The organism is Pseudomonas sp. MM227 (assembly GCF_947090715.1).
GTDB classification, from domain to species: domain Bacteria; phylum Pseudomonadota; class Gammaproteobacteria; order Pseudomonadales; family Pseudomonadaceae; genus Aquipseudomonas; species Aquipseudomonas baltica.
Map to the genome: position 1 here is coordinate 767,315 of NZ_OX352319.1, position 23,478 is coordinate 790,792.

Sequence of the window (23,478 nt, forward strand, 5' to 3'; positions counted from 1 at the left end):
TGTGTGTAGCGAGCAAGCCCGATCGAGCGTTGGCCGTGTGCTGAAACATAACTGCTTGGTCAGCTTTTGCGGTTTGCCTGTAGCAGGTTCCGGGCCATATCGACGAAGCGGCTGTGCATGCGCCCTGGGTACTGCGCTGCGGCCTGCTTGCCACTTCCGGTTACACAACTGCTGCACTCATTGGAGGCATGCGCGGGTGGGTCTGTGCACCAAAGCGAAGCCGCAGCCGATGGGGCGTGATCCGCGCTGCAAGTAATGGTGGAGAAAGTCTGTTGGTCTGAATCTTGCTGCAGTGGCATTTTGCTGGCGCCACGTTTCCGTAGGTACCTGCATTCTCCGTGGAGTTGTCGGACATGCATGCTTTGTTGTCGCCGGGTATCCGGTTGCTGGGTCGCTATGGTTTCGCCCGCAAGTTTCAGCTGCTGTTTCTCTTGTTCATGCTGCCGCTGGTCGGCAGCCTGTGGTTGCTGGGCGAGGATTTTCGCGATCGGCTGGCGGTGATCGATGCCGAGCGCAGCGGCGTGCATCAGTTACTGGCGCTCGACAGCCTGGATGCGCAACTCTCGGCGCAGCGCAATCGTGCCGCGCGCTGGAAGGCGGTGGATATCCAGCGTCAGCCGACGCCCCAGGCCCAGGCCGCGATCGCGGCGTTGGAGGCGGCCGCACCGGGAATTCAGGCATCGCTCGATAAACTGGCCGCTGAGCTGGCACACGAGAAGGCCCCTGCCGACACTCTGGAGCGAATGCAAACGGTGCAAACCGCGACCAAGGGCCTCGACTTGGCAAGCCTGCGCCAGGTGGGCTGGTGGCCCGATGGATACGATCGTTTCACGGCGGCGCTGACGTCGGTGCAGGTGCTGCGCGAACAGATCGCCATGGCCAGCGGGTTGATCGTCGATCCGTGGCGCGAAAGCTATCTGTTGATGCAGATCGCCACTCAGCAAGCCCCTGATCTGATCGAGCGTGTGGGGCGTCTGGGCAGCATTGGCCAGTCCTCCCTGGTCGCCGGGCAGTTCAGCCTGCAGAGTCGTTTGCAGATGCGTGACCTGCGCAGCCGTATCAATGATGCGCGCGAGCAGCTGGTGAAAGCCGGTGGCACGCTGCAGCAACGCCTGCCGCAGCAACTGCGTGGCTGGGACGAGCAGTATCAGCAGGCACTGGGTACATTGGACGGTGAGTTGAAGCGTCTGGACGACAATCTGTTCGGCGGCGACATCAAGCTGTCTGCGGCCCAGTTCGAAAGCAGTGTGGACAGCATGCTCGGCGCCCTGAACGGCTTGCGTCACGAGTCGCTGATGTCGTTGGAGGTGCGCCTGGATCATTATCATGATCAGGCCGTTCGCCAGCTGATTCCGGGTGCGACGGTGTTCGCCCTGCTGCTGTTGGCGGCGCTGTACCTGTTCGTGTGCCTGCAAGCATCGATCCGCCGCAGCGCCAGTGGCATTACCACCCTGGCGCAGTCGCTGCGCGACGGTGACCTGAGTGTGCAGGTGGCGGTGCAGGGACGCGATGAGCTGGCGGCGATCAGTACGGCGCTCAATGCTGCCGTGGTGCAGTTGCGTGGCAGCCTGCTGGGCGTCAACCACGAAACCGTGCAACTGAGCCAGGCGGTGGTGACGCTCAACAGCCAATCCAGCGGCACGCTCGACGAGGTCGAGGCGCAGCAACAGCAGATCAGTCAGATCGCTGCGGCCGCCACCGAGCTTGCGGCCACCTCGCAGGGCGTGGCGCGCAGTTGCGAACTGGCTTCGGGCAGCGCCCAGCAGACCCGGCAGATCGCCGAGGACAGCAGCCGTGACAGCCAGCGCACGACGGCCAGTATTCAGCAGCTCAACCAGCGCTTGAATGATACGGCGCAGGCCCTGGGCCGGGTCAGCGAGCAGGGCCAGCAGATTCAGTCGGTGGTGGATGCGATTCGCGGCATTGCCGAGCAGACCAATCTGCTGGCGCTCAATGCGGCCATCGAGGCGGCGCGGGCGGGCGAGCAGGGGCGCGGTTTTGCAGTGGTAGCCGACGAGGTACGCAGCCTGTCACAGCGCACCCAGGCTTCGACTGGGCAGATTGCCGGTACGGTGGAAAGCCTGCGCTCGACAGTCAAGCAGGCCGTGGAACTGATGCAGGCCGCGTGTGGCCAGGCGCAGGTCGATGCGCAGTCGGTCATGGGCCTGGGTGAGCGCCTGGGTGAGATTGCCGGGGCGGTGCAAGGGGTGACAGATACCCTGGCTCAGATCGCTACGGCGGTGGAAGAGCAGGCGGCCACGGCAGATGAGGTGAGCAGCAACATTCAGCAGGTGGACCAGGCGGCGGTGCGTCTGCTCGATGGCGCGCGGGCGGTGAACCAGGCGGCGGATCGACTGGGGCAGGGGAGCCGAGTGCTGAGCGAGAATACGGCGCGGTTCAATCTGGGGTAGGGCGAAGGGATGGCGGGGCGGCTTTCGCGGCCGCGGACCGCTCCTGCGGGTGAGTGCGTGTGCAGTTCGTAGGAGCGGTCATTGGCCGCGAAGCAGTCGATGCGGTCTGTCTGATGGACCGCGAAGTGGCTTTCGCGGCCGCGGACCGCTCCTGCGGGTGAGTGCGCGTCAGGCCTGGGCGGTTTCGGCCGGGGAGACGATGCTGGTTTTCATGCCACGCGAACGGCCTGAGCTGAGGTAGGCGGCGATCGATTCCTGGGTCACCTCGCCGAGGAATACGTTCTCGGCGTCCAGCACCGGCAGCCACGAGCGGTTGAACTCGTACATGCGCGACAAGAGGATGCGCAGGTGCTCGTCATAGGCAGCCGTGGCGTTGAACTCGCGCAGGAAGTCGACGCAGCTGCCGGCCTGGCGATGCAGGTCGCGTCGGCGAACATAACCCATGGCCTTGTTCTGCGCATCGGTCACCACGACGTAGCGGCGGTCGTGTTCGTCCATCAATTCCAGCGCATCGGCCACCGGTGTTTCCGGGCTCACCGAAGGCGCATTGTCGGCGGCGTCTTCGGCCTTGACCAGCAGCAGGCGCTTGAGCGTGCTGTCCTGGCCGACGAAGTTGCTGACGAAGTCGTCCACCGGATGGGCCAGCAGCGTGTCGGGATGGTCGATCTGCAGCAGCTTGCCGGCGCGGAAGATGGCGATCTTGTCGCCCAGTTTGATGGCCTCGTCGATGTCATGGCTGACCATGATCACGGTCTTGTTCAAGGCCCGCTGCATCTCGAAGAACTCGTTCTGGATCATCTCGCGGTTGATCGGGTCGACCGCGCCGAACGGCTCGTCCATCAACAGCAGCGGCGCTTCGGCGGCCAGGGCACGGATCACGCCGATACGCTGTTGCTGGCCGCCCGAGAGTTCGCGCGGATAGCGGTGCAGGTATTGCTTGGGCTCCAGCTTGATCATGCTCATGAGTTCGCGGGCACGCTCGGCGCAGCGCTTCTTGTCCCAGCCGAGCAGGCGCGGGACCACGGTGATGTTCTCCTCGATGGTCATGTTGGGGAACAGGCCGATCTGCTGGATGACATAGCCGATGTTGCGACGCAGGGTGACCTCGTCCAGGCCGGTGGTGTCTTCGCCGTTGATCAGGACTTTGCCAGAGGTCGGCATGATCAATCGGTTGATCATTTTCAGCGTGGTGCTCTTGCCGCAGCCCGATGGCCCGAGGAATACGCAGATCTCGCCTTCGTTGACGGTCAGGCTTACCGCGTCGACGGCTTTGACTTCCTTGCCGTTGCTGTGGAAGGTCTTGGTCAGGTTCTGAAGTTCGATCATTTCAATAATCCTTTAGGGGTCAGGGCGCGTTGCAGCCATTGCAGGAGCAGGTCGGCGATGATCGCCAGGACACTGACCAGCACGGCGCCGACGATGAGCATCGACATATCGCTGCGGCTGATGGAGGTGAGGATGAGAACGCCCAGGCCGCCGGCGCCGATGGTGGCAGCAATGGTCATGACGCCGATGTTCATCACCACGGCGGTGCGCACGCCGGCGAGGATGACCGGTACCGCGATGGGCAGCTCGACCATGCGCAGGCGCTGGCCGAAGGTCATGCCGATACCTTTGGCGGCTTCACGGATGCCGGGCTCGACGCCGGTCAGTGCCAGGTAGGTGTTGCGCAGGATCGGCAACAGCGAATAGAGAAACACCGCAGTGATGGCCGGTAGCGGCCCCAGGCCTTGGCCGAACTTGGAGTAGAACGGCAGCAGCAGCCCGAACAGGGCGATCGAGGGAATGGTCAGCAGCACCGTGGCGCAGGCCTGCAGAGGCCCCGCCAGTGCCGGGAAGCGCGTCATCAGGATGCCGATCGGCACGCCGAAGACGATGGCCAGGCTGACCGCAATGCCGACCAGAGTGATGTGCTGCCAGGTCAGTTGCAGCACCAACGGCCAGTCGAGGTGGGAGAAGGTGTCGAGGAAACTCATGGCTTCTCCTGGGCTTGGTCGGTGATCGGATGGGCCTTGAGAAACTCCGCCGCTACCACCGTCGGGCTGCGGTGCTCGACGTCGACCTGCGCATTGAGTTCGCGCATGGTGGCATCGTCGAGCATTTCGGCCAGGGGCTTGAGCTGCGCAGCCAGTTGCGGATGGGCATCGAGCAGCTGCTGACGGACCACCGGTGCGGCGGTGTAGTCGGGGAAGTACTTGAGGTCGTCTTCAAGCAGCTTGAGCTTGAAGGCGTTCAGACGCCCGTCGGTGGTGTAGACCAGACCGGTGAACACCTGCCCGTTGCGCAGCGCGGTGTAGACCAGGCCGGCGTCCATCTGGCGAATGTCACGGCGGGTGAATTTCAGGTCGTAGGTTTGGGTCAGTCCCACCAGGCCGTCCGACCGGTTGGCGAACTCGGTGTCCAGGGCCAGGATATGGCCTTTCTTCGGCTCGTCGATCAGCACCTGGTTCAGCTGGCTGATGGTGTTGACCTGAGGATAGGCCTTGGCCACTTCTTCAGGCAGCGCCAGGGCATAGGTGTTGCTGAACCGCGAGGGCGTCAGCCACACCAGGCCTTTCTGGGCGTCCAGTTGCTTGACCCGCGCGTAGGTGGCCGCGCTGTCGAGTTTTTCGTCGATGTGGTTGTAGGACACCAGAGACACCCCGGTGTATTCCCAGAGCATGTCCAGCTGACCGCTTTCCTGGGCGCTGCGCGCCAGGTTGCTGCCCAGGCCGCCGGTGACGCGTACGTCATAGCCTTTGCTGCCCAGGTACTGCGCGGTAATGGCCGCCAGTACGGTCTGCTCTGTGAACACCCGGGCGCCGAGGCGGATCACCGGTCTGTCTGCGGCGTGCACGACGCCGGCGCACAACAGGGCCAGGCCCAGTACGATGCTTAACTTCTTCATTGAATTCATTCCTTCGCTCAGCGAGTCAGCCCACGTTCGAACCACAGGCGGCTGACCAGGGTCACGATGCCGTCCAGGATCAGCGCCAGCAGCGCGGTGCAGGCAGCGCCCAGCAACAGTTGTGGCTGGTTGTTCAAGGCGATGCCGGGGAAGATCAGGCTGCCCAGGCTATTGGCGCCGATCAGGAACGCCAGGGGTGCGGTGCCGACGTTGATCGCCAGCGCCACGCGCACGCCACCGACCATGATCGGCACGGCGTTGGGCAGCTCGACCTTGAACAGCACCTGGCGCGGCGTCATGCCGATGCCGGTGGCGGCCTCCTTGAGCGAGCCCTGGACGTTTTTCAAGCCCTCGTAGGTGTTGCGCACGATGGGCAACAGGGAGGCAAGGAACAGCGCGAAGATCGCAGGACCACTGCCGATGCCAAGGATGCCGAGGGCGATGGCGAGTACTGCCAGGGGTGGAATGGTGTTGCCAATGTTGAAGATCTGCATGAAGCGTTCGGCACGCTTGACCATGCTGGGTCGACTCAACGCGATACCGGCGGGGATGCCCACCAGCAGTGCGGCAAACATCGAGACCAGCACCAGGATCAGGTGCGCTTGCAGGTAGAAAATCAGATCTTCGCGGTAGTGCTCGATGGTACTTATGCCGATCCAGTGGACCAGCAGGGCCAGGACGGCAACGATAACAGCGCCCCCTAACAGCCCTTTGCCATAGCGATTAGCCACAGGCGGACTCCTTTTTTCAGTCGGCGCCTACCGGGCCTGCGATGAGCGCTCGGGCGAGCGATCGGCCCAGGTAGGACGCGAATAGCAGCTCGCGCGGTGCGAGCCATAAGCGCAGCCTCGTCAGGCTAACTTGCTGATTTTGCAGCCCCTGACGACTCAACGAATCAGGGAATGGACGTCTCCGTGCGGCGAGAGGTTCCCACAGTGAGGCAGCATTTGGCCACCTTTTATGACCATAAAGCTTGCATGAGATGGCGTTCAAGGGGGAGTTACCCAAGGCATTTGACGCGGCTTGCGCCGCTGCTACAGGGGTTCGCGGTGTTTGTAGCAGCGGCGCGAGCCGCGTCAGGGGGTTTTGCGATTTCCCAGACGATAGATCAACAGCGTCACCGAGTCGGCATTCTTCAGCAGGATCTTTGAACGAATGTCAGCGTCGATCAGAAACCGCTGGCGTGCGTCGTCCAGATTGGGTGAGCCCGCCAGGCGCAGGATCAGGGCGCGCCCCTTGCGGTCTTCGTTGAGGATGTCGCGCACCTGCCCGGTCGTGTCGTCGCGGACAATGAACAACTTACGCTTGGGGGTGAGGTGCGAGAACGATTCGTCGTGCTGACGCTCCAGCCACGCACGCCTCACGCCTGGCTGCAACCGATCGGCATAGGGCATCGCCGCTTCGATATAGTGGATGTCCCGGGTGTTGCATGCAATATGGGTGAACTCATGCAGCAGGACCATCGCCTTGCTCAGGGCGTTCGTTTCAGCGATGGTGTATTTCGGATCAAGTGGCAGGAGACGTGCCGTCTCAAAATCGAAGAATTCATCTGTCAGAAACATCTGACCTTGTGGATCCTGTACGGACACGAAGGCAATGCCCACGGCTGACTGCGCGCTCAAGCGGCTTGCCATCACGTAGCGTCTCGAGGTTACCGGCGAGTAGGCGTGCGATGCCATGATCCGGGCCATTTTTTCCAGTACGCCTTGGACCCGCGCGATCAATGAGTCCGTGACCTGAGAGACGCCGAAGAACTGCTTGAGCACTTCCAGGGTATGGGTTTCCACGCTACCGACCAGCCGTGCTCTTCGCAGGCTGTCCAACGCATTGCCCAGATACCCTAAGCCATCGCGGTGGGCCCGGTGCAGGACGCTGGCGCGGTGCGGGCGCAATTGGCGGATCTGCCGGCAGCCCACGGCATGGATGACGATTTCATCACGGGTCAGCGTCCAACGCACCAGTTGGCTGCCCAGCCTGCTCGGTACGCCGCCAGCACTGATTGCAAGGTTCTGCCCAGGATCGATTACCCAAGCCTGCTCGGTATCCAGCAGCAACCTAGGGCCTAGTTCATCGTCGCGCTGCCCGACCAGGTACCAACGATCCTGTTCCTGGCGAGCGCGATATGCCTTGCCGTTGAGGCCGATGTAGTGCGTCTGGTCGCGGATGTTCAGGTAAGTGCACGTGGACGGCTGAAAAACGAACGTGCGCAGCGTTTCGATGGGGGCCTCGTAGCGCGCGAGTGACAGGCCGTACTCCGGGGCGCTGCGCACGGTTTGCCAGAAGCGCTCGCGTACGTTGTCTTGAAGTGCACGCTGCGTCATCCCCTGACTGATCGCCAGTCCCTGTACAAGCACGCAGGTCAACTGCGCCAGTGTTTGCCCCCAGCTGTTGTGCTGCACGTTCTGGGCGATGTTCAGCACCGCCAGTTCGGCTTGCCAGGCGGCCACGGCAAGCCCGACCTTGCCCGGCAGGAACATGCTCAGTTGCTCCCAGGCCAGGCTCATCACATTGATCAGCGCCTGCCAGCGAACTTGCTCCGTGGTAACCAGTTGAGTGGCGGCGAGAGCCTGCAGATAAAGGCCGTTCTCGACGAATAGGTACCGCAGTGCGTTACCGGCAATAGGGTTGCAGGCCAGCTCCGGGTCTGTCGAGGTGCTCTGCGTCAGGGTGAAGTCGGTGTCCCCAACGCGGCCCAGGTGCGGCTCGCTGAAGCCGCCATGGGCATAGCGCGGGCGCAGGCTGACAGGCATGCGCGCGAGCAGTCGCGCCTGCAGGGCAGTGTCGCTGGCAAGGGCGGCAAGCAGGGCCGTACCACTGTCGAAGGCTTGAAGGGTATGGGTGGCTTCATAGGGCAGGTACAGCACCAGCGGGCCGTCTTCACCGGCCCTGAACAGATAGCAGCCGGGCAACGTGTCTGGTTTCATTCCCGGCTTGGGGATCAATTGCAGCGGGGTCAGCAACACGACATGGCCGTTCAGCGGCTGTCGCAAGATGGGGTCCGGCATGCAGGCCACGCGAGTGACCAGTTCGACCGCCTGCATGGGCAGGTTGTGCTTGAGCCGGGCTCGCCAGGCGCACTCCAGCAACTGCGCCGGTAGCTGGCGGGCGTACAAATTTAGCCGGCGAGGGTAATCGAGGTCTGAGGGGTCGAAGGTCTGTTTGAGCAGGGCCTGATAGTGCGAGCCTAGATTCACCTCCCGTACCAATCGGCGGCAGTAGTCGGCATTCAACACGGCGGGCGCCACATGGCCCTCACCCAGTTCGATGCGGGCGATGGCGTCGTCCCAGTCCCGGAAGTGATTCAAGGCGTATTCGATCAGGCTTTGTCGCCGCACGACCGAGGCGGCGGGAAGGCTGGAAGGAATTTCACCCGAGGGTACCAAGGCAGGCACGTATCGCGCCGTGGTGATGAAGATCGCTTCGGGGTCGAAGCGTTTTGCAGTGAAGTCTTTGTCCAGATGGTGCTGCAGCACGCCGCGGGCATAACTGCTGATATCAGGAACGCCGAACAGATAGTCGTCTTCGGCCGGGCTGGCCAGCAGATTCAACCCCAGCACGCGCAGGTAGTGCTGCTGGTCGTCGACTGCCGCCCGCTGCAACCAGGCAGGCAGGGCAGCTTTGGCGGCCAGGCCACGTGCCATATCTTCCATGCGCTGCATCTGCCGTTGCAGGCTGTCGAACGCGATGGCCTCGCGAAGCAGAGCAGGCAAGGAGTCGGAGGGCCATGCTTGGTTGCGCAGTTGGTCGAAGGCTTGCAGCTTACTTCGTTGTCGGGCCTGGCTTTCCAGGCTGTTCAATGTATTCAGTGCATCGCCCGCAAAGGCTGTCCAGTTGCTCAGGCCAGGCCCGAGGTCGGTCGGCTGCTCAGACCATTGCATGGCGTCACGATGCGCGGCATCCAGAGACTCGAAGAGTTGAAAGCCCGTTTCATGAGCCCAGATCACAATGGTTCCGCTGGCATCGGCTGCCTGGCTCAACATCATTGCATCGGCATTGGCTTGCGCAGGATGACCGCTTCTGTGCTGCCAAGCCTGTACGGAATCACCGCGCAGAAACGCTTCGACCAGCGGCGAGGTCGCTGATCGACTCTGCTTGAGTAGCGCCCATTCGAAACTGAACAACCAGCGCCGCAACGAGCGTTGGTAGGCCTGCCCGGTGGCTTCACGGTGACTCAGTGCAGTTTTCAGCTCGCGGTAGAGGCTGCGCCGAGCTTGGCTGGTGATGTGCTCGATCAGCAGGCATGGCAGCTGATTCAGAACCTGACGTGTGCCTTCGGCAACCACCGTGAACACCTGCCAACGCCTGCCAGCAACGGCGGCGAGTGGTTCGTTTGCCCAGATACTGGCGACCCATGACTTTGCGGCAGTGGGCCGTTCCAAGTCCATGAGGTAAAGCGAACGGGCAGGAGGTCCATTTGGCAGAATGCACGCCAATTGCAGCTCCAGGGCTTGAAGTGCGGCCACACGCAAGTCAGGGCCGCGCTTGAGATAGCCGGCGTACTGGATTTGCAGCTCGGTCAGATGATTTACCACGCGCTGCGGTTTTTGCAGGTCAGTTTGCGCTGCGCCGGTGAGGCGCATCAAGCTGGCTGGGCTGTCCCGTGGGTCGGCAGCGAACGGCGCGGCGAGCCTCTGCAGGCTTGGCGCCAGGCGCTGATGCAGGCCCAGGGCTTGCTCGCAGAGCGTGTGGCGGTCTCCCATGAATGCAGCAGGTGGGCTGTTGGACAATATCGAGTGCTGTACTTGCAGCAGACGTCGGGTGTAGCTCGCCAGACCGAAAGAGGAGGGGGGCTCGGCTACCAACTCAATATCAATGATAGGCAGTGTCTTGAACGTCGGCTGTTGTGCGTTGGGTACGCAGGGCAGCCATTGGGCACGCTGCCCCAGATCGGTCAGTGCTGCCAGGAGTGCCGAGCGGTCGGTGTAACGCACCAGCCCGCTCGTGGCGCTGAACAGGTAGCATGCAGCCGCCGCGCGCTCGTTGGCCAGTACCAGGGTATTGATCAACGGCTGCTGGCGGCCCTCGGCAGTTGATCCATGGAGGATGAAGCCGGTAAGAGGCGATGGCTGGACTTGGCCCTTCAGCCAAGCCCAGAGTTGATCATGCTCAACGGCTGGCAGCGTGCCGTCCCATTGCGTACGGGCAAGATCAGTGATCAGCTGCGTGCGCAAGTGGCGGGTCAGCCGTTCGGCGGGCAGCTCTGATCGGGGGGCTCCTTCACGCCAGTAGTGGGCGAGCAGACTGGCCATGGCGGCCTCTGGTCCACTGCTCACCAGCTCCTCTGAGCTTGGTTGATCCAGTAACAACTGACGCCACTCGCGTAGCTGCTCACTCAGACGATGCTGAATGTCCAGCATCAGGGTATCGAACACCGACCCTTCCATGAGCGTGACCTGCATCTCGTGGAGTTCGCCAAGGCGCATCAGCCGACGTTCTGCCTGCGAAAGCAGGTAGCTCAGCCCCGGATCGTTATCAGGGCTGGCCAACCGATCCAGCAGGTAACGCTTCAAACGACGCCGATCATCGAACAACTTCAAGCCGCAGATTGGGTGGTAGTGGGCCACCCAATCGTGCTGCGTCGTACTGATCAACAGGCTCAAGGGTAATTCGACGGCAGTTCCTTGCGCGGTGATGATGCTCAACCCGTCCACGCGCATTTCGTCTTGTGCCTGAGGTTGGTGATCGCGCTCGGGCTTGGCAAGTTGGCGCAACCATTGAGTCCCTTCAGGCGTCAGGAGTGAGTGGGATGAGTCGCTAAGGTGGCGCATGAAGCGTTGTGCCAGCGCGCGGCTGTGAAACCAGGGCAGTGGTGGGGTCGTCATTGGCAGCTCCAGGGGCAATAGGCACCGCTGCGGGCTTCGACGTGTCGAGCCCTGCGATGGAGGCGATACGTTGCCTGCGCTGCAGCGCTGCGCGGTGGTAGATATTGCACAGCCCTGCGCCCAGACCTGGCCGCAACCGATGTGGCGCACAGTGGCCTCAACGCTTGGAACTGGGCTATAATCCGCGCCCATTTTCTATCCCTCGCCAGGCGATCCCCCATGACCCAACAGGCCGCCGAAGTCGCGAAGCGCCGCACTTTCGCCATCATTTCCCACCCGGATGCGGGTAAGACCACCATCACCGAGAAGCTCTTGCTGATGGGCAAGGCGATTGCCGTGGCCGGTACGGTGAAGTCGCGCAAGTCCGACCGTCACGCGACCTCCGACTGGATGGAAATGGAGAAACAGCGCGGGATCTCCATCACGACTTCCGTGATGCAGTTTCCCTATCGCGAGCACATGGTCAACCTGCTCGACACCCCGGGCCACGAAGACTTCTCGGAAGACACCTACCGAACCCTGACCGCAGTGGACTCGGCGCTGATGGTGCTCGACGGCGGTAAAGGCGTCGAACCGCGGACCATTGCCCTGATGGATGTCTGCCGCCTTCGCGACACGCCGATCGTCAGTTTCATCAACAAGCTGGACCGTGACATTCGCGACCCGATCGAGCTGCTCGACGAGATCGAGGCGGTGCTCAAGATCAAGGCGGCGCCGATCACCTGGCCGATCGGCTGCTATCGCGACTTCAAAGGCGTCTATCACCTGGCGGACGACTACATCATCGTGTACACGCCGGGCCATGGTCACGAGCGTACCGATGTGAAGATCATCGAGAAGCTGGACTCCGACGAGGCGCGCGCGCACCTGGCCGACGAGTACGACCGTTTCGTGGAACAGCTGGAACTGGTTCAGGGTGCCTGCCATGAGTTCAATCAGGACGAGTTTCTGAACGGTCAATTGACGCCGGTGTTCTTCGGTACGGCGCTGGGCAATTTCGGTGTCGACCATGTGCTCGACGCCGTCGTGAACTGGGCGCCACGCCCTTTGCCGCGAGTGGCGAACGAGCGGACCGTGGAACCGGTGGAAGAAAAATTCACCGGCTTCGTGTTCAAGATCCAGGCGAACATGGACCCCAAGCACCGTGACCGTATTGCCTTCATGCGCATTTGCTCGGGCCGTTACGAGAAAGGCATGAAGATGCGCCACGTGCGCACCGGCAAGGACCTGCGCATCGGCGACGCCCTGACGTTCTTCTCCTCCGAGCGCGAGCAGCTGGAAGAAGCCTTCGCCGGCGACATCATTGGCCTGCACAACCACGGCACGATCCAGATCGGCGACACCTTCAGCGAGGGTGAAAGCCTGGGTTTCACCGGCATTCCGCACTTCGCCCCGGAGCTGTTCCGTCGAGTGCGGCTCAAGGATCCGCTCAAGTCCAAGCAGTTGCGTCAGGGCTTGCAGCAGCTGGCCGAGGAGGGCGCCACCCAGGTGTTCTTCCCCGAGCGCAGCAACGACATCATCCTGGGTGCGGTCGGCGTGCTGCAGTTCGACGTGGTCGCCAGCCGGCTGAAAGAGGAATACAAGGTGGAATGTGCCTACGAGCCGATCACCGTATGGTCCGCCCGCTGGATCGAGTGCGCCGACAAGAAGAAGCTTGAGGAATTCAGCAACAAGGCTGCGGAAAACCTGGCCCTCGATGGCGGTGGGCACCTGACCTATCTGGCCCCGACCCGGGTCAACCTGGCGCTGATGGAAGAACGCTGGCCAGACGTGAAATTCCGCGCCACCCGCGAGCACCATTGATCAATCCGATCCGGGCCTCAGTGACGGATCTGGTTCCAGGTCCGGGTACGTAGCTGCTCGATATCGGCGGGCATGGGTTGCAGCAGGAACAGCTTGCTCATGACCTCGGCGCTGGGATAGATCCGCCGATCACCCTTGAGCGCAGGGTTGACCCATTCATCGGCGCCTTCGTTGCCATTGGCGTAGTGCACGCTGTTGGTGATGTCGGCCATGACCTTGGGTTCGAGCAGGTAGTTGAGAAAGGTGTACGCGGCATCTTCGTTCGGCGCAGTGGCGGGGATGGCGACCATGTCGAACCACATGGTCGAGCCCTCGCGCGGCAACGTGAACTCGATCTCCACGCCCTGGCCCTGCTGTCTGGCCTGGGTTTGCGCCTGCAGTACGTCCCCGGAAAAACCCACTACCGCGCACAGCTTGCCTTCGGCCAGTTGATGGCTGTACTCCACCGAATCGAAATAGCGTACGTAGGGCTTGATGCTCAGCAGCAGCGCGCGGGCCTTGTCGTAGTCGGCAGGGTTCTGGCTGTGCGAAGGCAGGCCCAGGTAGTTGAGGGCCATGGGCAGCAGTTCGGGACCGATATCGAGGATGGCGACCCCGCATTTCTGCAGGCGAGCGATGTTTTCCGGTTTGAACACCAGGTCCCAGGAATCCACTGGGGCATCATCGCCGAGCGCCGCCTTTACCTGCTTGACGTTGTAGCCGATGCCGCTGACGCCCCACAGGTACGGAAAGCCGTAGCGGTTGCCGGGGTCGTTGGTTTCCAGGGCGCGCAGCAGCGCGGGGTTCAGGTACTTCCAGTTCGGCAGGCGAGTGCGGTCCAGCGGCGTGAGGTTGCCGGCGCTGATGTGGCGGTTCATGAAGTGGTTGGAAGGGAAGATCACGTCGTACTTGCCGGGCGCTTCGCGCAGGCGTTTTTCCAGGGTTTCGTTGCTGTCGAAGGAGCTGTATTGGGTTTCGATGCCGGTCTGGCGCTGGAAATTGGGCAGGGTGTCGGGGGCGATGTAGTCGGGCCAGTTGTAGATGCTGAGCGTGCCGGCGGCGAACGCCATGGGCGTGACGAGCGTCAGTGCGGCGAGGGCCAAGCGAAGCATGTGGTGATTCCTGAGCCGCCGTTGATTGCCTACTGTAATCATAGAAACGAAGTGGGGGAAGGCCCGTGGCTGCATAGAGCTGCGCGCTGCGCCGCGACAGCGTTATAGTGCCCGGCGCACCCTGTCATCGAGGAGATCGCCGTTGCGTTGGGTATCATGGATGCTGGCCACCGTTGTATGCGCCGTCCAGGCAGCAGTCGCTGCTCCGCCGGTGGCGACTCTCGACCGCAGTCACTGGCCGGAACGCATCGATTCGCCAGTGCTGTTCGACGTGGCGTCGCGCGCACACATCCTGCTGTTTGCACGCTCGTTGCTGGCCAGTGAAAGCCAGGACGAAGCACAGCTGACCGCGCGCCTGGGCCTGCGTCAGATCAACCTGCTGGCGATCAACGACTTGCGCCAGCGGCTCTGGCAGCGGCTCTGGGCCAATTTCGACCTGGCTCAGCAAAGCTGCGAACAGGATGCCTCGTTCTGCTATGCCATCGACAGCGAAGGCGACCTGCGCGCACAGGCGGCCGACCTGGGAATCGATCCCGAATCCTTCTACTCCGGGTTCGCCGTGCCGGGCCAGGTGTTCAGCGAAGCCTATCTCAACGAACTGTTGCGTCTGGCCGCGGTTTCACCGCAGACCACCAGCGAGGTGCAACTGTTGTCGGAGCAGGAGTTCGATGGCAACGGCTTTGCCGACCGGACGTTCCTGCTGACCTTCGATGGCGGCCCGAGCCCGGTCGATGGCTCCACCGATGCGTTGACCGGGTACCTGCGAGCGCAGGATTGGAGCGCCACCTTCTTCGTGCCCGGACAAAGCCTGCAGGCGCGTGCCGAAAAGACCTCGGTGGCCCAGTTGCAGGCGCTGTATGCCGGGCAGTGCGTGGCGACCCTGGGTTGGCAATACGTGTCCCATGGCCAATGGGACAAATGGCAGGACTCGATACTGCGCAGCATCGCCCTGCTGCAGACCGATTTGCCCGACAGCTACGTGCCCTGGTTTCGCCCGCCGTACGGCCAGCGTCGTGCCGACAGCGCTGCATTCTTCGCCGGAGCGGGGCTGAAAGTGGCGCTGTGGAACATCGATTCGATGGACGATGACAGCCGCCTGACGGCCATGCAGGCTGGCGAGCGGGCGCTGAGCCTGATGCTGCTGTGGCGACGCGGAATCGTGGTGTTCCACGACAACCTGGCCAAGGCGCAGACCGCGCTGCCCTGGCTGATGCGGGAAACCGCCCAGACCGGTATCAACTGGCAGGCCTGTGCGGATGTGCAATAGGCCTAGTCGGCAAACGCCAGTATTTACGGGGGGTTGGCAGGTTTTTGGGGGAAATTGCGCAAGCGAGGAGGGGCGGGTCAACTTCTGACTCTAACGGCGTCCGCGCCACCCGCCAAGCGTTATTCGCACCGCTGAAAAATAAACTTCAAAAAACCGTAAAGTGCTTTTTTCCTTAATGGGTTTTGCGGTATTACGAAGACAGACCGCCGAACCCTGCATCACAGGTGGCGTCTTCGACAGACTCTCCACCTGTGCGCAGGTCCTGCTCCTTGATGTGGGAATCCGGCGGCCTTTTCGCGGCGCAGCACCGTCCAGGTATTGCGTTGTCAGGCTCCCAAAAAGGTGACCGAGTATGGATGAACAAGGACGCAGCACCTCTTCCAATCAGCCAATCCTTTATGTGCTCGATACCAACGTACTGATCCACGATCCAAACGCTCTGCTGAATTTCGAAGAACACCGTGTCGCCATTCCCATGACCGTGCTGGAGGAACTGGACAAACTCAAGGATGGCAAGCAGACCGTCGCTGCCGAATGCCGGCAGGCCATCCGCCTGATCGACAAGACCCTGGGCGATGCATCGCCGGCCGTGGTCGAATCCGGCGTGCCGATCATGCGCGTCAGCGGCAACACCAAGGGCTTTCTGTCCATTCTGATGGACAAGCGTCCCGAGCCCTCGAACCTGCTGCCGCAGAACCTCAACGACAACATCATCATCAACCAGTTGATCGACCTGCACACGCGTCACCCCGACCTGAGCGTGATTCTGGTCACCAAAGACATCAACATGCGCCTCAAGGCGCGCGCCTGCGGGATTGCCGCCGAGGACTACAGCACCGATCAGTTGGTGGACGACGTATCGCTGCTTTCGCGTGGCTATCACAACGTGACCGGCTCGTTCTGGGACCGCGTGAGCAAGGTCGAGACGCGCCAGGACCATGGCCGCACCTGGCACCGGGTGCAGTTGAGCGAAGTGCTGCCATCGGTGCACATGAACGAGTTCATCATCGACGAGCAAGGCTTCGTCGGTTGGATCAAAGGCATCAAGGACGACGAGCTGATGATCCTCGACCTGCACCAGGAGCCCTTGCTGCATCAGGAAGCCTGGGGTCTCAAGCCGCGAGACATCTACCAGGGGCTGGCCCTGTTCGCCCTGCTGGACCCGGACATCCATCTGGTCAACCTGACCGGTGCGGCGGGTTCGGGCAAGACCATCCTGGCCCTCGCTGCGGCCATCGAGCAGACCATGGTGACCAAGCGCTACCGGCGCATCATTGCCACCCGCAGCGTGCAGGGGCTCGACCAGGAAATCGGTTTCCTGCCCGGTACCGAGGCGGAAAAGATGGAGCCTTGGCTGGGCGCCATCACCGACAACCTCGAAGCCTTGCACATGGAGGATGAAAATACCCACGGCAGCGTCGATTACATCCTGAGCAAGGTGCCCTTGCAGTTCAAATCCCTCAACTACATCCGAGGCCGCAGTTTCCAGCAAAGCCTGATCCTGATCGACGAGTGCCAGAACCTGACACCGCACCAGATGAAAACCATCATCACCCGTGCCGGTGCCGGTTCCAAAGTGATCTGCCTGGGCAACCTGGCGCAGATCGACACCCCCTACCTGTCGGCCCCCAGTTCCGGGTTGACCTATCTGACGGAGCGTTTCAAGGACTTCCCCCAAGGCGTGCACATCACCCTGCAGGGTGTACCGCGGTCGATCCTGGCCGAGTACGCCGAAAGCCACCTGTAGGTCAACAACCCTGCGCAAACGGACTCGCTATCGGTGCCTGGGCACCGACAGTGAGCCTAGCCTTCGAATTCATGAGGGATCTCCCGCGGGCCTTCCTGCAGAACGAACCGGTAGGAACGCCCGGTTTTCTTTTCGAACGACAGCGTTTTGCCCGGCCGGATGTGATGCTTGGTGGGCGGGGCACAGTGCTGTCCGTTGCGATCGCAGTCGTTGAAATGATCCAGTACCACCGTGGCGTTGCCTTTGTTCGGGATCGTGAAGCGCTCGGCCTCGTGCAGCACTTCGGTGGCGTAGGTGGTCTGCGCCGGCTTGACGAACATCACCGCGCCATAGCCGGCAAGGATGCTCACCCCGGCCGACAGCGCCTCGTTGTACTGCTGGGCTTGCTCGCTGGTGAGGCCGAAGCCGTCGCCGGTTTCCGGAAGGACCGGAATGAAACGCAGGCGAAAGTAGCGTTCGGCCTGGCGTTCGCCCCGGTACAGCAGGCGCACCTGCTGCATGCCATTGGGCGGCACGATCACCCGGGCTGGGCTGGCGATCAGGGTGCGCTGTTCGGCCGGCAGGCCATCCAGAGGCACTTCGGTCACGGTGCCGTCGGCGGCGTAGACCAGCTCGGCCACGCTGACCTTGACGAACGCTGCCGTGTCACCGCTGTTGTAGATGCGCTTGAGCGAGGTGCTGCGGTTGCCGTCGAAGTATTCGTAGAGGCTGCCGATGTTCAGCTGCGGTGCGGCCCAGGCGTCGAACGTCGTCAGGCCGAGCAGTAGCGCGAGGTATTTCATGGAAGGCTCCTCAAGGGTTGGCGTCATAGATGATGGTGACCCACCCGCTGTATCGGGCGCCGGGGTAGCGCAGCATCTCGACAGCATCGTCACTGCTGACATCGAAATGCAGCGTGCCCGGGGCATTGCTGGCGGTACCTGTGGGCACGATGGTCTTGGCATTTGCGATACGGTCTAGCAGAGGCAGACGATCCACCGGTCGTCCGGCGTAGCCGAACCCGCCTGGTAGCGAAATGGCGACGTTGACCGGCACGTAATGATCTGTGGTCTGGTTTTTGAGCCTGCATAGATTTCGATTGGTGTCGTGCTCGCACGCCAGGTAGACGCTGAAGGGGCTGCCGGCCCACAGGCGCAGCGGTGAGTCGTGATACAGCCGCACCGGCGCCTTGCTGGTGTTCATCACACTGGCCCAGCTGCCTTGGGGAACAAGCCTGATTTCGGTGCCGTGGGCCGGAAAGTCGACACGCATTTCATGCATTACCTTGAAGCTGATGCGCACGCGGAAATGATCGGTACTGGCGTCCAGGATATTGCCGAAGTCGAAGTCCTGGCCCAGCCCCACACGGTAGTCGGCAATGCCTTCCCAGTCGCCGGGGGCCAGTGAGCCCACCGCAGGGAACTCGGGCCTTACCGAGATACCGGTGTTGGTGAATTCCGAGTCCTCCACGTTCGGGTTGGCAGACTTGGTCGAAAAACAGGGAGCCGGGTTGGTGCTGTTCATGACATACCAGAGAAACCGCGAATAGCCCGGGCCACCGCCCAGACTGCCAAATACACCGCAGCCACTGGGAGCGCCGTTGACGACCGTCTCGTGCACCCAACTGACCCGCTGGCTGAACTGGTAGAAGGACAGGAACATGGTGGCGGTTTCGCCAGTGAGCTGGTTCTGCAGGGTAATGGCGCGCCGCGCGGGCAAGCGCACGTAGACCTTGTCGCGCGCATCGGGTGAGTTCACATCCACCCGTTTGCGATAGGTAATGGGCAGGTTGGTCGACCATGAGGTCGCGCAGAAACTGCCCATTCCAAAATGCGCGCAATAGTCGGCCCGGGGTGTCGTATTGACGAACCGGGTGCCGTCGATGCGGGCAGTGAAGGCTATCTCGTTGGCCGTAGCCTGGGGTGTGAAGTGCAGGGCCAGCAGCAAGGTGGCTGCCAGGGCGCGAAGCATGTTCATCCTGCATCTCCTTCATGATGGGTGCCGGTTGCCGCGAGGGTGTCTGGGCTGCACTGTTGATCGCCCACCATCAACACTTCGTTTTCACGCTGGGCGTTCTTCTCGTCGAGCTTGAGGAAACACAGGCGTGCGCCACTGCGGCGCACCTCCAGGGTGGGTGTGGATTCGCTCATTTCCACGGCGAAGAAACCGTCCGCCTCGCTCAGGCTGCGGCTGGCATGATTGATGACCATGGCACCCTTGATCGGCGCACCACCGGCATCGAGCAGACGCCCCAGCACGGTCACCGTGCGCATGATGCGCACTTTCTGGTAGGTCACTGCGCCACGGTTGAGGTGGTAACTGAAGCTCGACGGCTGGATCACCGCGGCATGGGCTTCCAGGCCTTCGAAGTCCATCAGCACCTGGCCCGGTCGATAGGCGCGCAACGGCAGGATATTGCGCCCTGGCCGCAGTGTGGCGCTGGGGCCCTGCAGGCTGTCGGCGCGCACGCGCAGGTTGTCCAGGTCGGATTCGACGTCGACGATCATGCCGGCTTCGTAGGGTTGGAAATCACCACTGATGGCGGCTTTGCCGGCCCCCACGGCGACGGTGCTTTCCAGGTTCAGGCCGCCACTGACGGCGTGGTCGTAGGACGAGTTCTGCACATAGGCATCGCCGTACACCATGCTGTTCTGGAACTGCACATTGGCCGCCAGGGCGGCCCCGTAGCGATCGCCTGTGAGGGTGCCGGCGACGTTGCGCAGGGTGTGATGCTCCAGGCTTTGCTGGTAGGTCACCGAGACGTTGCGATCGCGACTGCCGTCCAGCGCCGTGCGGCTACCCAAGGTGGCGGACAGGCGCCGCCCTTCCTGCCCCAGGCTCATGCTCAGGGTGAAATTGACCCCACGATTGCGGGCGCCGTCGGTGGCGAGCGTGCCGGGGCGGTCGAATACCGAGGCACGCCAGTTGGCGTCCGAGCCCATCAGTTTGCCGTGGTACACCAGGCCCAGGTCCACGGAGGTGCCGGCGTAAAGACCGTCGTCGCGGGCGATGCGGGTATGGGTGCTGAAGCGCCGATCCATTCGGTGCTGCCAGGACAGTGAAGTCTGGATGACCTGTTGGCCAGGTCGCGGCTCGCGTTCGCCGCGCAGCCGTGGGTAGCGCTGCCAGCTCTGGTTGCGGCTCAGCACCAGGTTGCCGGCACGGTAGTTCCACAGCGCCTGCAGGTCGTAACCCTGGCCGTGTTGGTCGGTGTGATACACATTGGCGTACAGCTTGGTGCTTTGCAGGGCGTCCCAGTCGGCGGAAAGCCCGTATTGGGTGTAGTCGCCCACGCGCTGCAACGAGCTGCCGAGCACCACCCGCGAGTGCGCCAGGTAGTTGAGCAGCACACCGCTGCTGAGGCTGTCATCGCTGTCTTCTTCCCAGTTGCTGAGCAAGGTGCGGCGCTGGCCCAGATAGAGGTTGTAGCGCCATGGCTGGTCGGGGTTGCTCCAGTTCGACGGCTTGTAGATGAATGCTTCGTTGCTGGCGGTTGTCTGCCCATCCTCGATCAGGCGCACTTCGACGTCATAAATGCCGCCGGGCAGCACTTTGGTATCGATGGCTTGCAAGCCCGGTTGCACCGGCTGGCTGTTGATCAGCACGCCATTGCGGTAGATCTCCACCACGCCCGGGCGGTTCGGAGTGACATAGATGGGGGTGGCGCTGGGGGTGGCGTTGTCCACGGCCATGCTGTCGCTGCTGCCGTACATGACACCCAGGGCGGTCAGGGGCGTGTCGCCCAGCAGGCGCGGCTGGCGGGTCAGGCCCTGGGCATCGGGCATGAAATAGCCGAGGCGATAGAAGTGGCCCTGATCCACGCGCTCGGCGTAGAGCTGGTCGACACGATGGCGGGTACCGTAGCGGTCGTCGTCACTGCGATCGGCCTGCAGTTGGGCCAGGGTGGTCCAGTCACCCAGGCTGCCTTGACCCTGCAGCGCGTAGCGCCCGACTTGTTCGAAGCGTCCGGCGGAAATGTTCAGCTGATTGCGCAGAATCATGCCGTGACTGCCGTGCTCGGGCAGGGCGTGATAGCGTTGGTCTTGCGCAGTGCGTTCCACCGTACGGGTAAGAATGGACAGGCGCGAGTCGTACAGGCTGTAGTGCAAAGCCACCAGGTCGTCGCGGCAGCTCTGCGTGCAGTTGCCCAGCGGCACGGGGTCGGCCAGGTAGTCGGCCCATCGCTGGCGCAGCGGATCGGGCGCACGGCCTTCTTCGTCCGCAGTGAACTCGATCAGTTGCACGCGCTCCTGGCGGTCGAGGGTGATCAGCGCTTCACCCAGGCCGCGTCCATCCAGATCGACGTGCACGGCCAGCGGCACGTCGTAGAAATGCTCGTTGAACTCTCGTGGCAACCCCTGGGCCTGGCTAGACAGGGCCGTAGTGGCGATGTTCGTGTTGCCTGCCACCGTCGTCGGGGACAGTGCCACCAAGGACAGCAGGCCCAGCGCCAAAGGGCTGGTGAACACCGTTGGGGTGATTCTAGTCATGGTTGTCACACAGGCAGAGGTCGCCCTGCCGGGCACACGGGTGCTCGGCGGGGCAACGTTCAGAACACGGGGTTTGAAACGAGGTCAGACCGGATCAGGCGTTTCGAAGACCAGGTTGACGGTGCCCTGGTAGGCGCCCGGAACGTAACCGGCAGATGGCTTGGCGCCGGCGGTCACCAGAAAGTCGACCACGGTGCCGGCAGCGGCATCGGCTACGTTGGCGACGATTTCAGAGCTGGTGCTCAAGGCCTGGTTGCCCACCTTGACGTTCAGACCAATGGAGTTGGACCCGCTGGTCATGGTCGGGCTGTTGAGCAGTTTGGCCTTGATGGCCCCGCTGGTGCTTTTCATGGTCAGTTGCTTGCGGATCGGCTCCAGGCTGCCGTCCACCGGCTTGAAGCTCATGTTCTGTGGCTCGTTCATCCAGTTGCCACCCAGTGGCTCTACGATGAATTTGTCGGTGGGCACGGTAGCGGTCACGGTCACGGTGTGATCGATACGCTGGTCGGCCATGGCACTGCCGGTGAACAGCAGGGCCAGTGGCAGCGCGAGGACTGAAGATTTCATTGGGTACGACTCCTTGATTTCGATGTGAGCAGCAGGTGCGCGCTGCTGGTCGAACCGACCTTGGGCTGAGGTTCTTCCGGTCGGTTGGCAGCGCGAGGGAGAATTGTGCCGGGCGCAGGGCGGTCAAAAAGTCGGACGGTTCCCAAACTTTGTGGGATCCGTCCTACAACGCGACGCTCGAGGTTTTGTGCAACGCAGCTGTTCCGGGGCTACAATCGTCGCTTCTGGAACAGGAGCAAGGCAGTGCTGACTCATCTCGATTCCCAAGGTCGCGCCAACATGGTCGACGTCACCGACAAGGCCATGACTTCCCGCGAAGCGGTGGCCCAGGCGCGTATCCGCATGCTGCCGCAGACCCTGCAGATGATCGTCGAGGGTGAGCATCCCAAGGGCGATGTCTTCGCCGTGGCGCGCATCGCCGGCATTCAGGCAGCGAAGAAAACCAGCGACCTGATTCCGCTCTGTCACCCGCTGATGCTCACCAGCGTCAAGGTCGAACTGGCCGCCGACGGCGCGGACGCCGTGCTGATCACCGCTCGCTGCAAGCTGGCCGGGCAGACCGGGGTCGAGATGGAAGCGCTGACGGCGGCCAGCGTGGCGGCCCTGACCATTTACGACATGTGCAAGGCGGTCGACCGCGGCATGGTCATCGAACAGGTGCGCCTGCTGGAGAAACAGGGCGGCAAGAGTGGGCATTTCAAGGCGGACGCTTCATGAACTACACCGTGTTGTATTTCGCCCGCTATCGCGAGCTGCTGGGCACGGGCGAGGAAGTGGTGACGGGTGAATTCGCCAGCATCGACGCGTTGCGCGAATTTCTCATCCTGCGCGGCGACCGCGAGGTACTCGCGGAGAAAGGCCTCATGTGTGCTCGCAACCAGGAGATGTGCGGGCTGGCCGAACCGCTGTTCGATGGCGATGAAGTGGCATTCTTTCCCACCGTGACCGGAGGTTGAGATGAGTGTTCGCGTGCAACATGAGCCGTTCGACCCCGGCGCTGAACTCAATGCCCTGCACCAGGCCCACACCGGCGTGGGCGCCGTGGTGAGCTTTGTCGGCTACGTGCGCGATTTCAACGACGGGCTGGAAGTGCGCGGGATGTTGCTGGAGCATTATCCGGGCATGACCGAAAAAGCCTTGGACAAGATCATCTTCGAGGCGGCGCAGCGCTGGCCGTTGCTCAAGCTTGCGATACTGCACCGGGTGGGCGCGTTGGCGCCGGGCGAGCCGATCGTGTTCGTCGGCGTGGCCAGCGCCCATCGTCAGGCGGCGTTCCAGGCGTGCGACTTCGTCATGGACTATCTCAAGACCCGGGCGCCGTTCTGGAAAAAGGAGAACACCGAAGATGGCCCGCGCTGGGTGCAGGGACGCGATAGCGACGAGGCAGCTGCGCAGCGCTGGGAGTGATTGTCCG

General features: G+C 62.5%; 17 protein-coding genes. 7 read left to right on the plus strand and 10 right to left on the minus strand.

Annotated features, from left to right (window positions below):
- Positions 1 to 353 precede the first annotated feature (353 nt).
- A complete protein-coding gene (locus ONG87_RS03405) occupies positions 354 to 2,411 on the plus strand; it encodes a methyl-accepting chemotaxis protein (protein ID WP_122479652.1) in 2,058 nt (685 codons plus the stop codon).
- 168 nt (positions 2,412 to 2,579) lie between these two features.
- Here ONG87_RS03405 and ONG87_RS03410 read toward each other — a convergent pair whose 3' ends face one another.
- The 5 genes from ONG87_RS03410 to ONG87_RS03430 all read right to left on the minus strand — a co-directional run bounded on the left by ONG87_RS03410 (position 2,580) and on the right by ONG87_RS03430 (position 11,120).
- Positions 2,580 to 3,737 carry a betaine/proline/choline family ABC transporter ATP-binding protein gene (locus tag ONG87_RS03410; RefSeq protein WP_122479651.1) on the minus strand — a complete coding sequence of 386 codons (1,158 nt, stop codon included), beginning with the start codon at positions 3,735 to 3,737 and terminating at the stop codon, positions 2,580 to 2,582.
- The gene (locus ONG87_RS03415; protein ID WP_122479650.1) at positions 3,734 to 4,387 is read right to left on the minus strand and encodes an ABC transporter permease; all 654 of its coding nucleotides are present in this window, start codon (positions 4,385 to 4,387) and stop codon (positions 3,734 to 3,736) included. The genes ONG87_RS03410 and ONG87_RS03415 overlap by 4 nt, the downstream gene beginning before the upstream one ends.
- Complete coding sequence (locus ONG87_RS03420) at positions 4,384 to 5,298, minus strand: glycine betaine ABC transporter substrate-binding protein (protein ID WP_264382227.1); 915 nt, start codon at positions 5,296 to 5,298, stop codon at positions 4,384 to 4,386. Before ONG87_RS03420 ends, ONG87_RS03415 begins: the two co-directional genes overlap by 4 nt.
- A gap of 17 nt (positions 5,299 to 5,315) precedes the next feature.
- Positions 5,316 to 6,029 (minus strand): ABC transporter permease, encoded by a 714-nt coding sequence (locus tag ONG87_RS03425; protein ID WP_122479648.1) that lies wholly within the window; start codon positions 6,027 to 6,029, stop codon positions 5,316 to 5,318.
- Positions 6,030 to 6,374: 345 nt separating this feature from the next.
- Positions 6,375 to 11,120 carry a DUF6543 domain-containing protein gene (locus ONG87_RS03430; RefSeq protein WP_264382228.1) on the minus strand — a complete coding sequence of 1,582 codons (4,746 nt, stop codon included), beginning with the start codon at positions 11,118 to 11,120 and terminating at the stop codon, positions 6,375 to 6,377.
- A 219-nt stretch (positions 11,121 to 11,339) separates the two neighbouring features.
- Between ONG87_RS03430 and ONG87_RS03435 the strand changes: the two genes are divergently transcribed.
- Complete coding sequence (locus tag ONG87_RS03435) at positions 11,340 to 12,923, plus strand: peptide chain release factor 3 (protein WP_122479646.1); 1,584 nt, start codon at positions 11,340 to 11,342, stop codon at positions 12,921 to 12,923.
- A gap of 17 nt (positions 12,924 to 12,940) precedes the next feature.
- Here the strand turns inward: ONG87_RS03435 and ONG87_RS03440 are convergent, their stop codons facing one another.
- Positions 12,941 to 14,014 (minus strand): polyamine ABC transporter substrate-binding protein, encoded by a 1,074-nt coding sequence (locus ONG87_RS03440; protein WP_264382229.1) that lies wholly within the window; start codon positions 14,012 to 14,014, stop codon positions 12,941 to 12,943.
- A 160-nt stretch (positions 14,015 to 14,174) separates the two neighbouring features.
- Here ONG87_RS03440 and ONG87_RS03445 point away from each other — a divergent pair, with 160 nt between their 5' ends.
- Positions 14,175 to 15,281: a polysaccharide deacetylase family protein gene (locus ONG87_RS03445; RefSeq protein WP_192104358.1), complete on the plus strand. Its 1,107-nt coding sequence runs from the start codon at positions 14,175 to 14,177 to the stop codon at positions 15,279 to 15,281.
- A 352-nt stretch (positions 15,282 to 15,633) separates the two neighbouring features.
- Positions 15,634 to 17,028, plus strand: coding sequence for a PhoH family protein (locus ONG87_RS03450; RefSeq protein ID WP_122713557.1), 1,395 nt, complete (start codon positions 15,634 to 15,636; stop codon positions 17,026 to 17,028).
- 56 nt (positions 17,029 to 17,084) lie between these two features.
- On the opposite strand, the gene ONG87_RS03455 is transcribed toward ONG87_RS03450, so the two are convergent.
- The 4 genes from ONG87_RS03455 to ONG87_RS03470 all read right to left on the minus strand — a co-directional run bounded on the left by ONG87_RS03455 (position 17,085) and on the right by ONG87_RS03470 (position 22,064).
- Complete coding sequence (locus ONG87_RS03455) at positions 17,085 to 17,810, minus strand: molecular chaperone (RefSeq protein WP_122479642.1); 726 nt, start codon at positions 17,808 to 17,810, stop codon at positions 17,085 to 17,087.
- Positions 17,811 to 17,820: 10 nt separating this feature from the next.
- Entirely contained in the window at positions 17,821 to 18,984 is a 1,164-nt protein-coding gene (locus ONG87_RS03460; protein ID WP_264382230.1) for a hypothetical protein, read from the minus strand.
- Positions 18,981 to 21,497 (minus strand): TcfC E-set like domain-containing protein, encoded by a 2,517-nt coding sequence (locus ONG87_RS03465; protein ID WP_264382231.1) that lies wholly within the window; start codon positions 21,495 to 21,497, stop codon positions 18,981 to 18,983. The genes ONG87_RS03460 and ONG87_RS03465 overlap by 4 nt, the downstream gene beginning before the upstream one ends.
- 84 nt (positions 21,498 to 21,581) lie before the next feature.
- Positions 21,582 to 22,064 (minus strand): CS1 type fimbrial major subunit, encoded by a 483-nt coding sequence (locus ONG87_RS03470; protein ID WP_122479639.1) that lies wholly within the window; start codon positions 22,062 to 22,064, stop codon positions 21,582 to 21,584.
- Between the two features lie 243 nt (positions 22,065 to 22,307).
- Here ONG87_RS03470 and moaC point away from each other — a divergent pair, with 243 nt between their 5' ends.
- From moaC to moaE, 3 genes are read left to right on the plus strand one after another with little or no spacing between them, the layout of a single operon-like run.
- Positions 22,308 to 22,781, plus strand: a complete 474-nt coding sequence (moaC, locus tag ONG87_RS03475) for a cyclic pyranopterin monophosphate synthase MoaC (protein WP_122479638.1) — start codon at positions 22,308 to 22,310, stop codon at positions 22,779 to 22,781.
- On the plus strand, positions 22,778 to 23,020 hold the full coding sequence (locus ONG87_RS03480) for a MoaD/ThiS family protein (protein WP_122479637.1): 243 nt from the start codon (positions 22,778 to 22,780) through the stop codon (positions 23,018 to 23,020). Before moaC ends, ONG87_RS03480 begins: the two co-directional genes overlap by 4 nt.
- Position 23,021: 1 nt before the next feature.
- Positions 23,022 to 23,471 (plus strand): molybdopterin synthase catalytic subunit MoaE, encoded by a 450-nt coding sequence (moaE, locus tag ONG87_RS03485; RefSeq protein WP_264382232.1) that lies wholly within the window; start codon positions 23,022 to 23,024, stop codon positions 23,469 to 23,471.
- Positions 23,472 to 23,478 lie beyond the last annotated feature (7 nt).

Bases quoted from the DNA above. Each gene is read 5' to 3' on its own strand.
- ONG87_RS03420 (WP_264382227.1), bottom strand. From the start codon at position 5,298: ATGAAGAAGTTAAGCATCGTACTGGGCCTGGCCCTGTTGTGCGCCGGC.
- ONG87_RS03440 (WP_264382229.1), bottom strand. From the start codon at position 14,014: ATGCTTCGCTTGGCCCTCGCCGCACTGACGCTCGTCACGCCCATGGCG.
- ONG87_RS03410 (WP_122479651.1), bottom strand. From the start codon at position 3,737: ATGATCGAACTTCAGAACCTGACCAAGACCTTCCACAGCAACGGCAAG.
- ONG87_RS03405 (WP_122479652.1), top strand. From the start codon at position 354: ATGCATGCTTTGTTGTCGCCGGGTATCCGGTTGCTGGGTCGCTATGGT.
- ONG87_RS03435 (WP_122479646.1), top strand. From the start codon at position 11,340: ATGACCCAACAGGCCGCCGAAGTCGCGAAGCGCCGCACTTTCGCCATC.
- ONG87_RS03460 (WP_264382230.1), bottom strand. From the start codon at position 18,984: ATGAACATGCTTCGCGCCCTGGCAGCCACCTTGCTGCTGGCCCTGCAC.
- ONG87_RS03465 (WP_264382231.1), bottom strand. From the start codon at position 21,497: ATGACTAGAATCACCCCAACGGTGTTCACCAGCCCTTTGGCGCTGGGC.
- ONG87_RS03470 (WP_122479639.1), bottom strand. From the start codon at position 22,064: ATGAAATCTTCAGTCCTCGCGCTGCCACTGGCCCTGCTGTTCACCGGC.
- ONG87_RS03415 (WP_122479650.1), bottom strand. From the start codon at position 4,387: ATGAGTTTCCTCGACACCTTCTCCCACCTCGACTGGCCGTTGGTGCTG.
- ONG87_RS03455 (WP_122479642.1), bottom strand. From the start codon at position 17,810: ATGAAATACCTCGCGCTACTGCTCGGCCTGACGACGTTCGACGCCTGG.
- ONG87_RS03480 (WP_122479637.1), top strand. From the start codon at position 22,778: ATGAACTACACCGTGTTGTATTTCGCCCGCTATCGCGAGCTGCTGGGC.
- ONG87_RS03450 (WP_122713557.1), top strand. From the start codon at position 15,634: ATGGATGAACAAGGACGCAGCACCTCTTCCAATCAGCCAATCCTTTAT.
- ONG87_RS03430 (WP_264382228.1), bottom strand. From the start codon at position 11,120: ATGACGACCCCACCACTGCCCTGGTTTCACAGCCGCGCGCTGGCACAA.
- moaE (WP_264382232.1), top strand. From the start codon at position 23,022: ATGAGTGTTCGCGTGCAACATGAGCCGTTCGACCCCGGCGCTGAACTC.
- ONG87_RS03445 (WP_192104358.1), top strand. From the start codon at position 14,175: ATGCTGGCCACCGTTGTATGCGCCGTCCAGGCAGCAGTCGCTGCTCCG.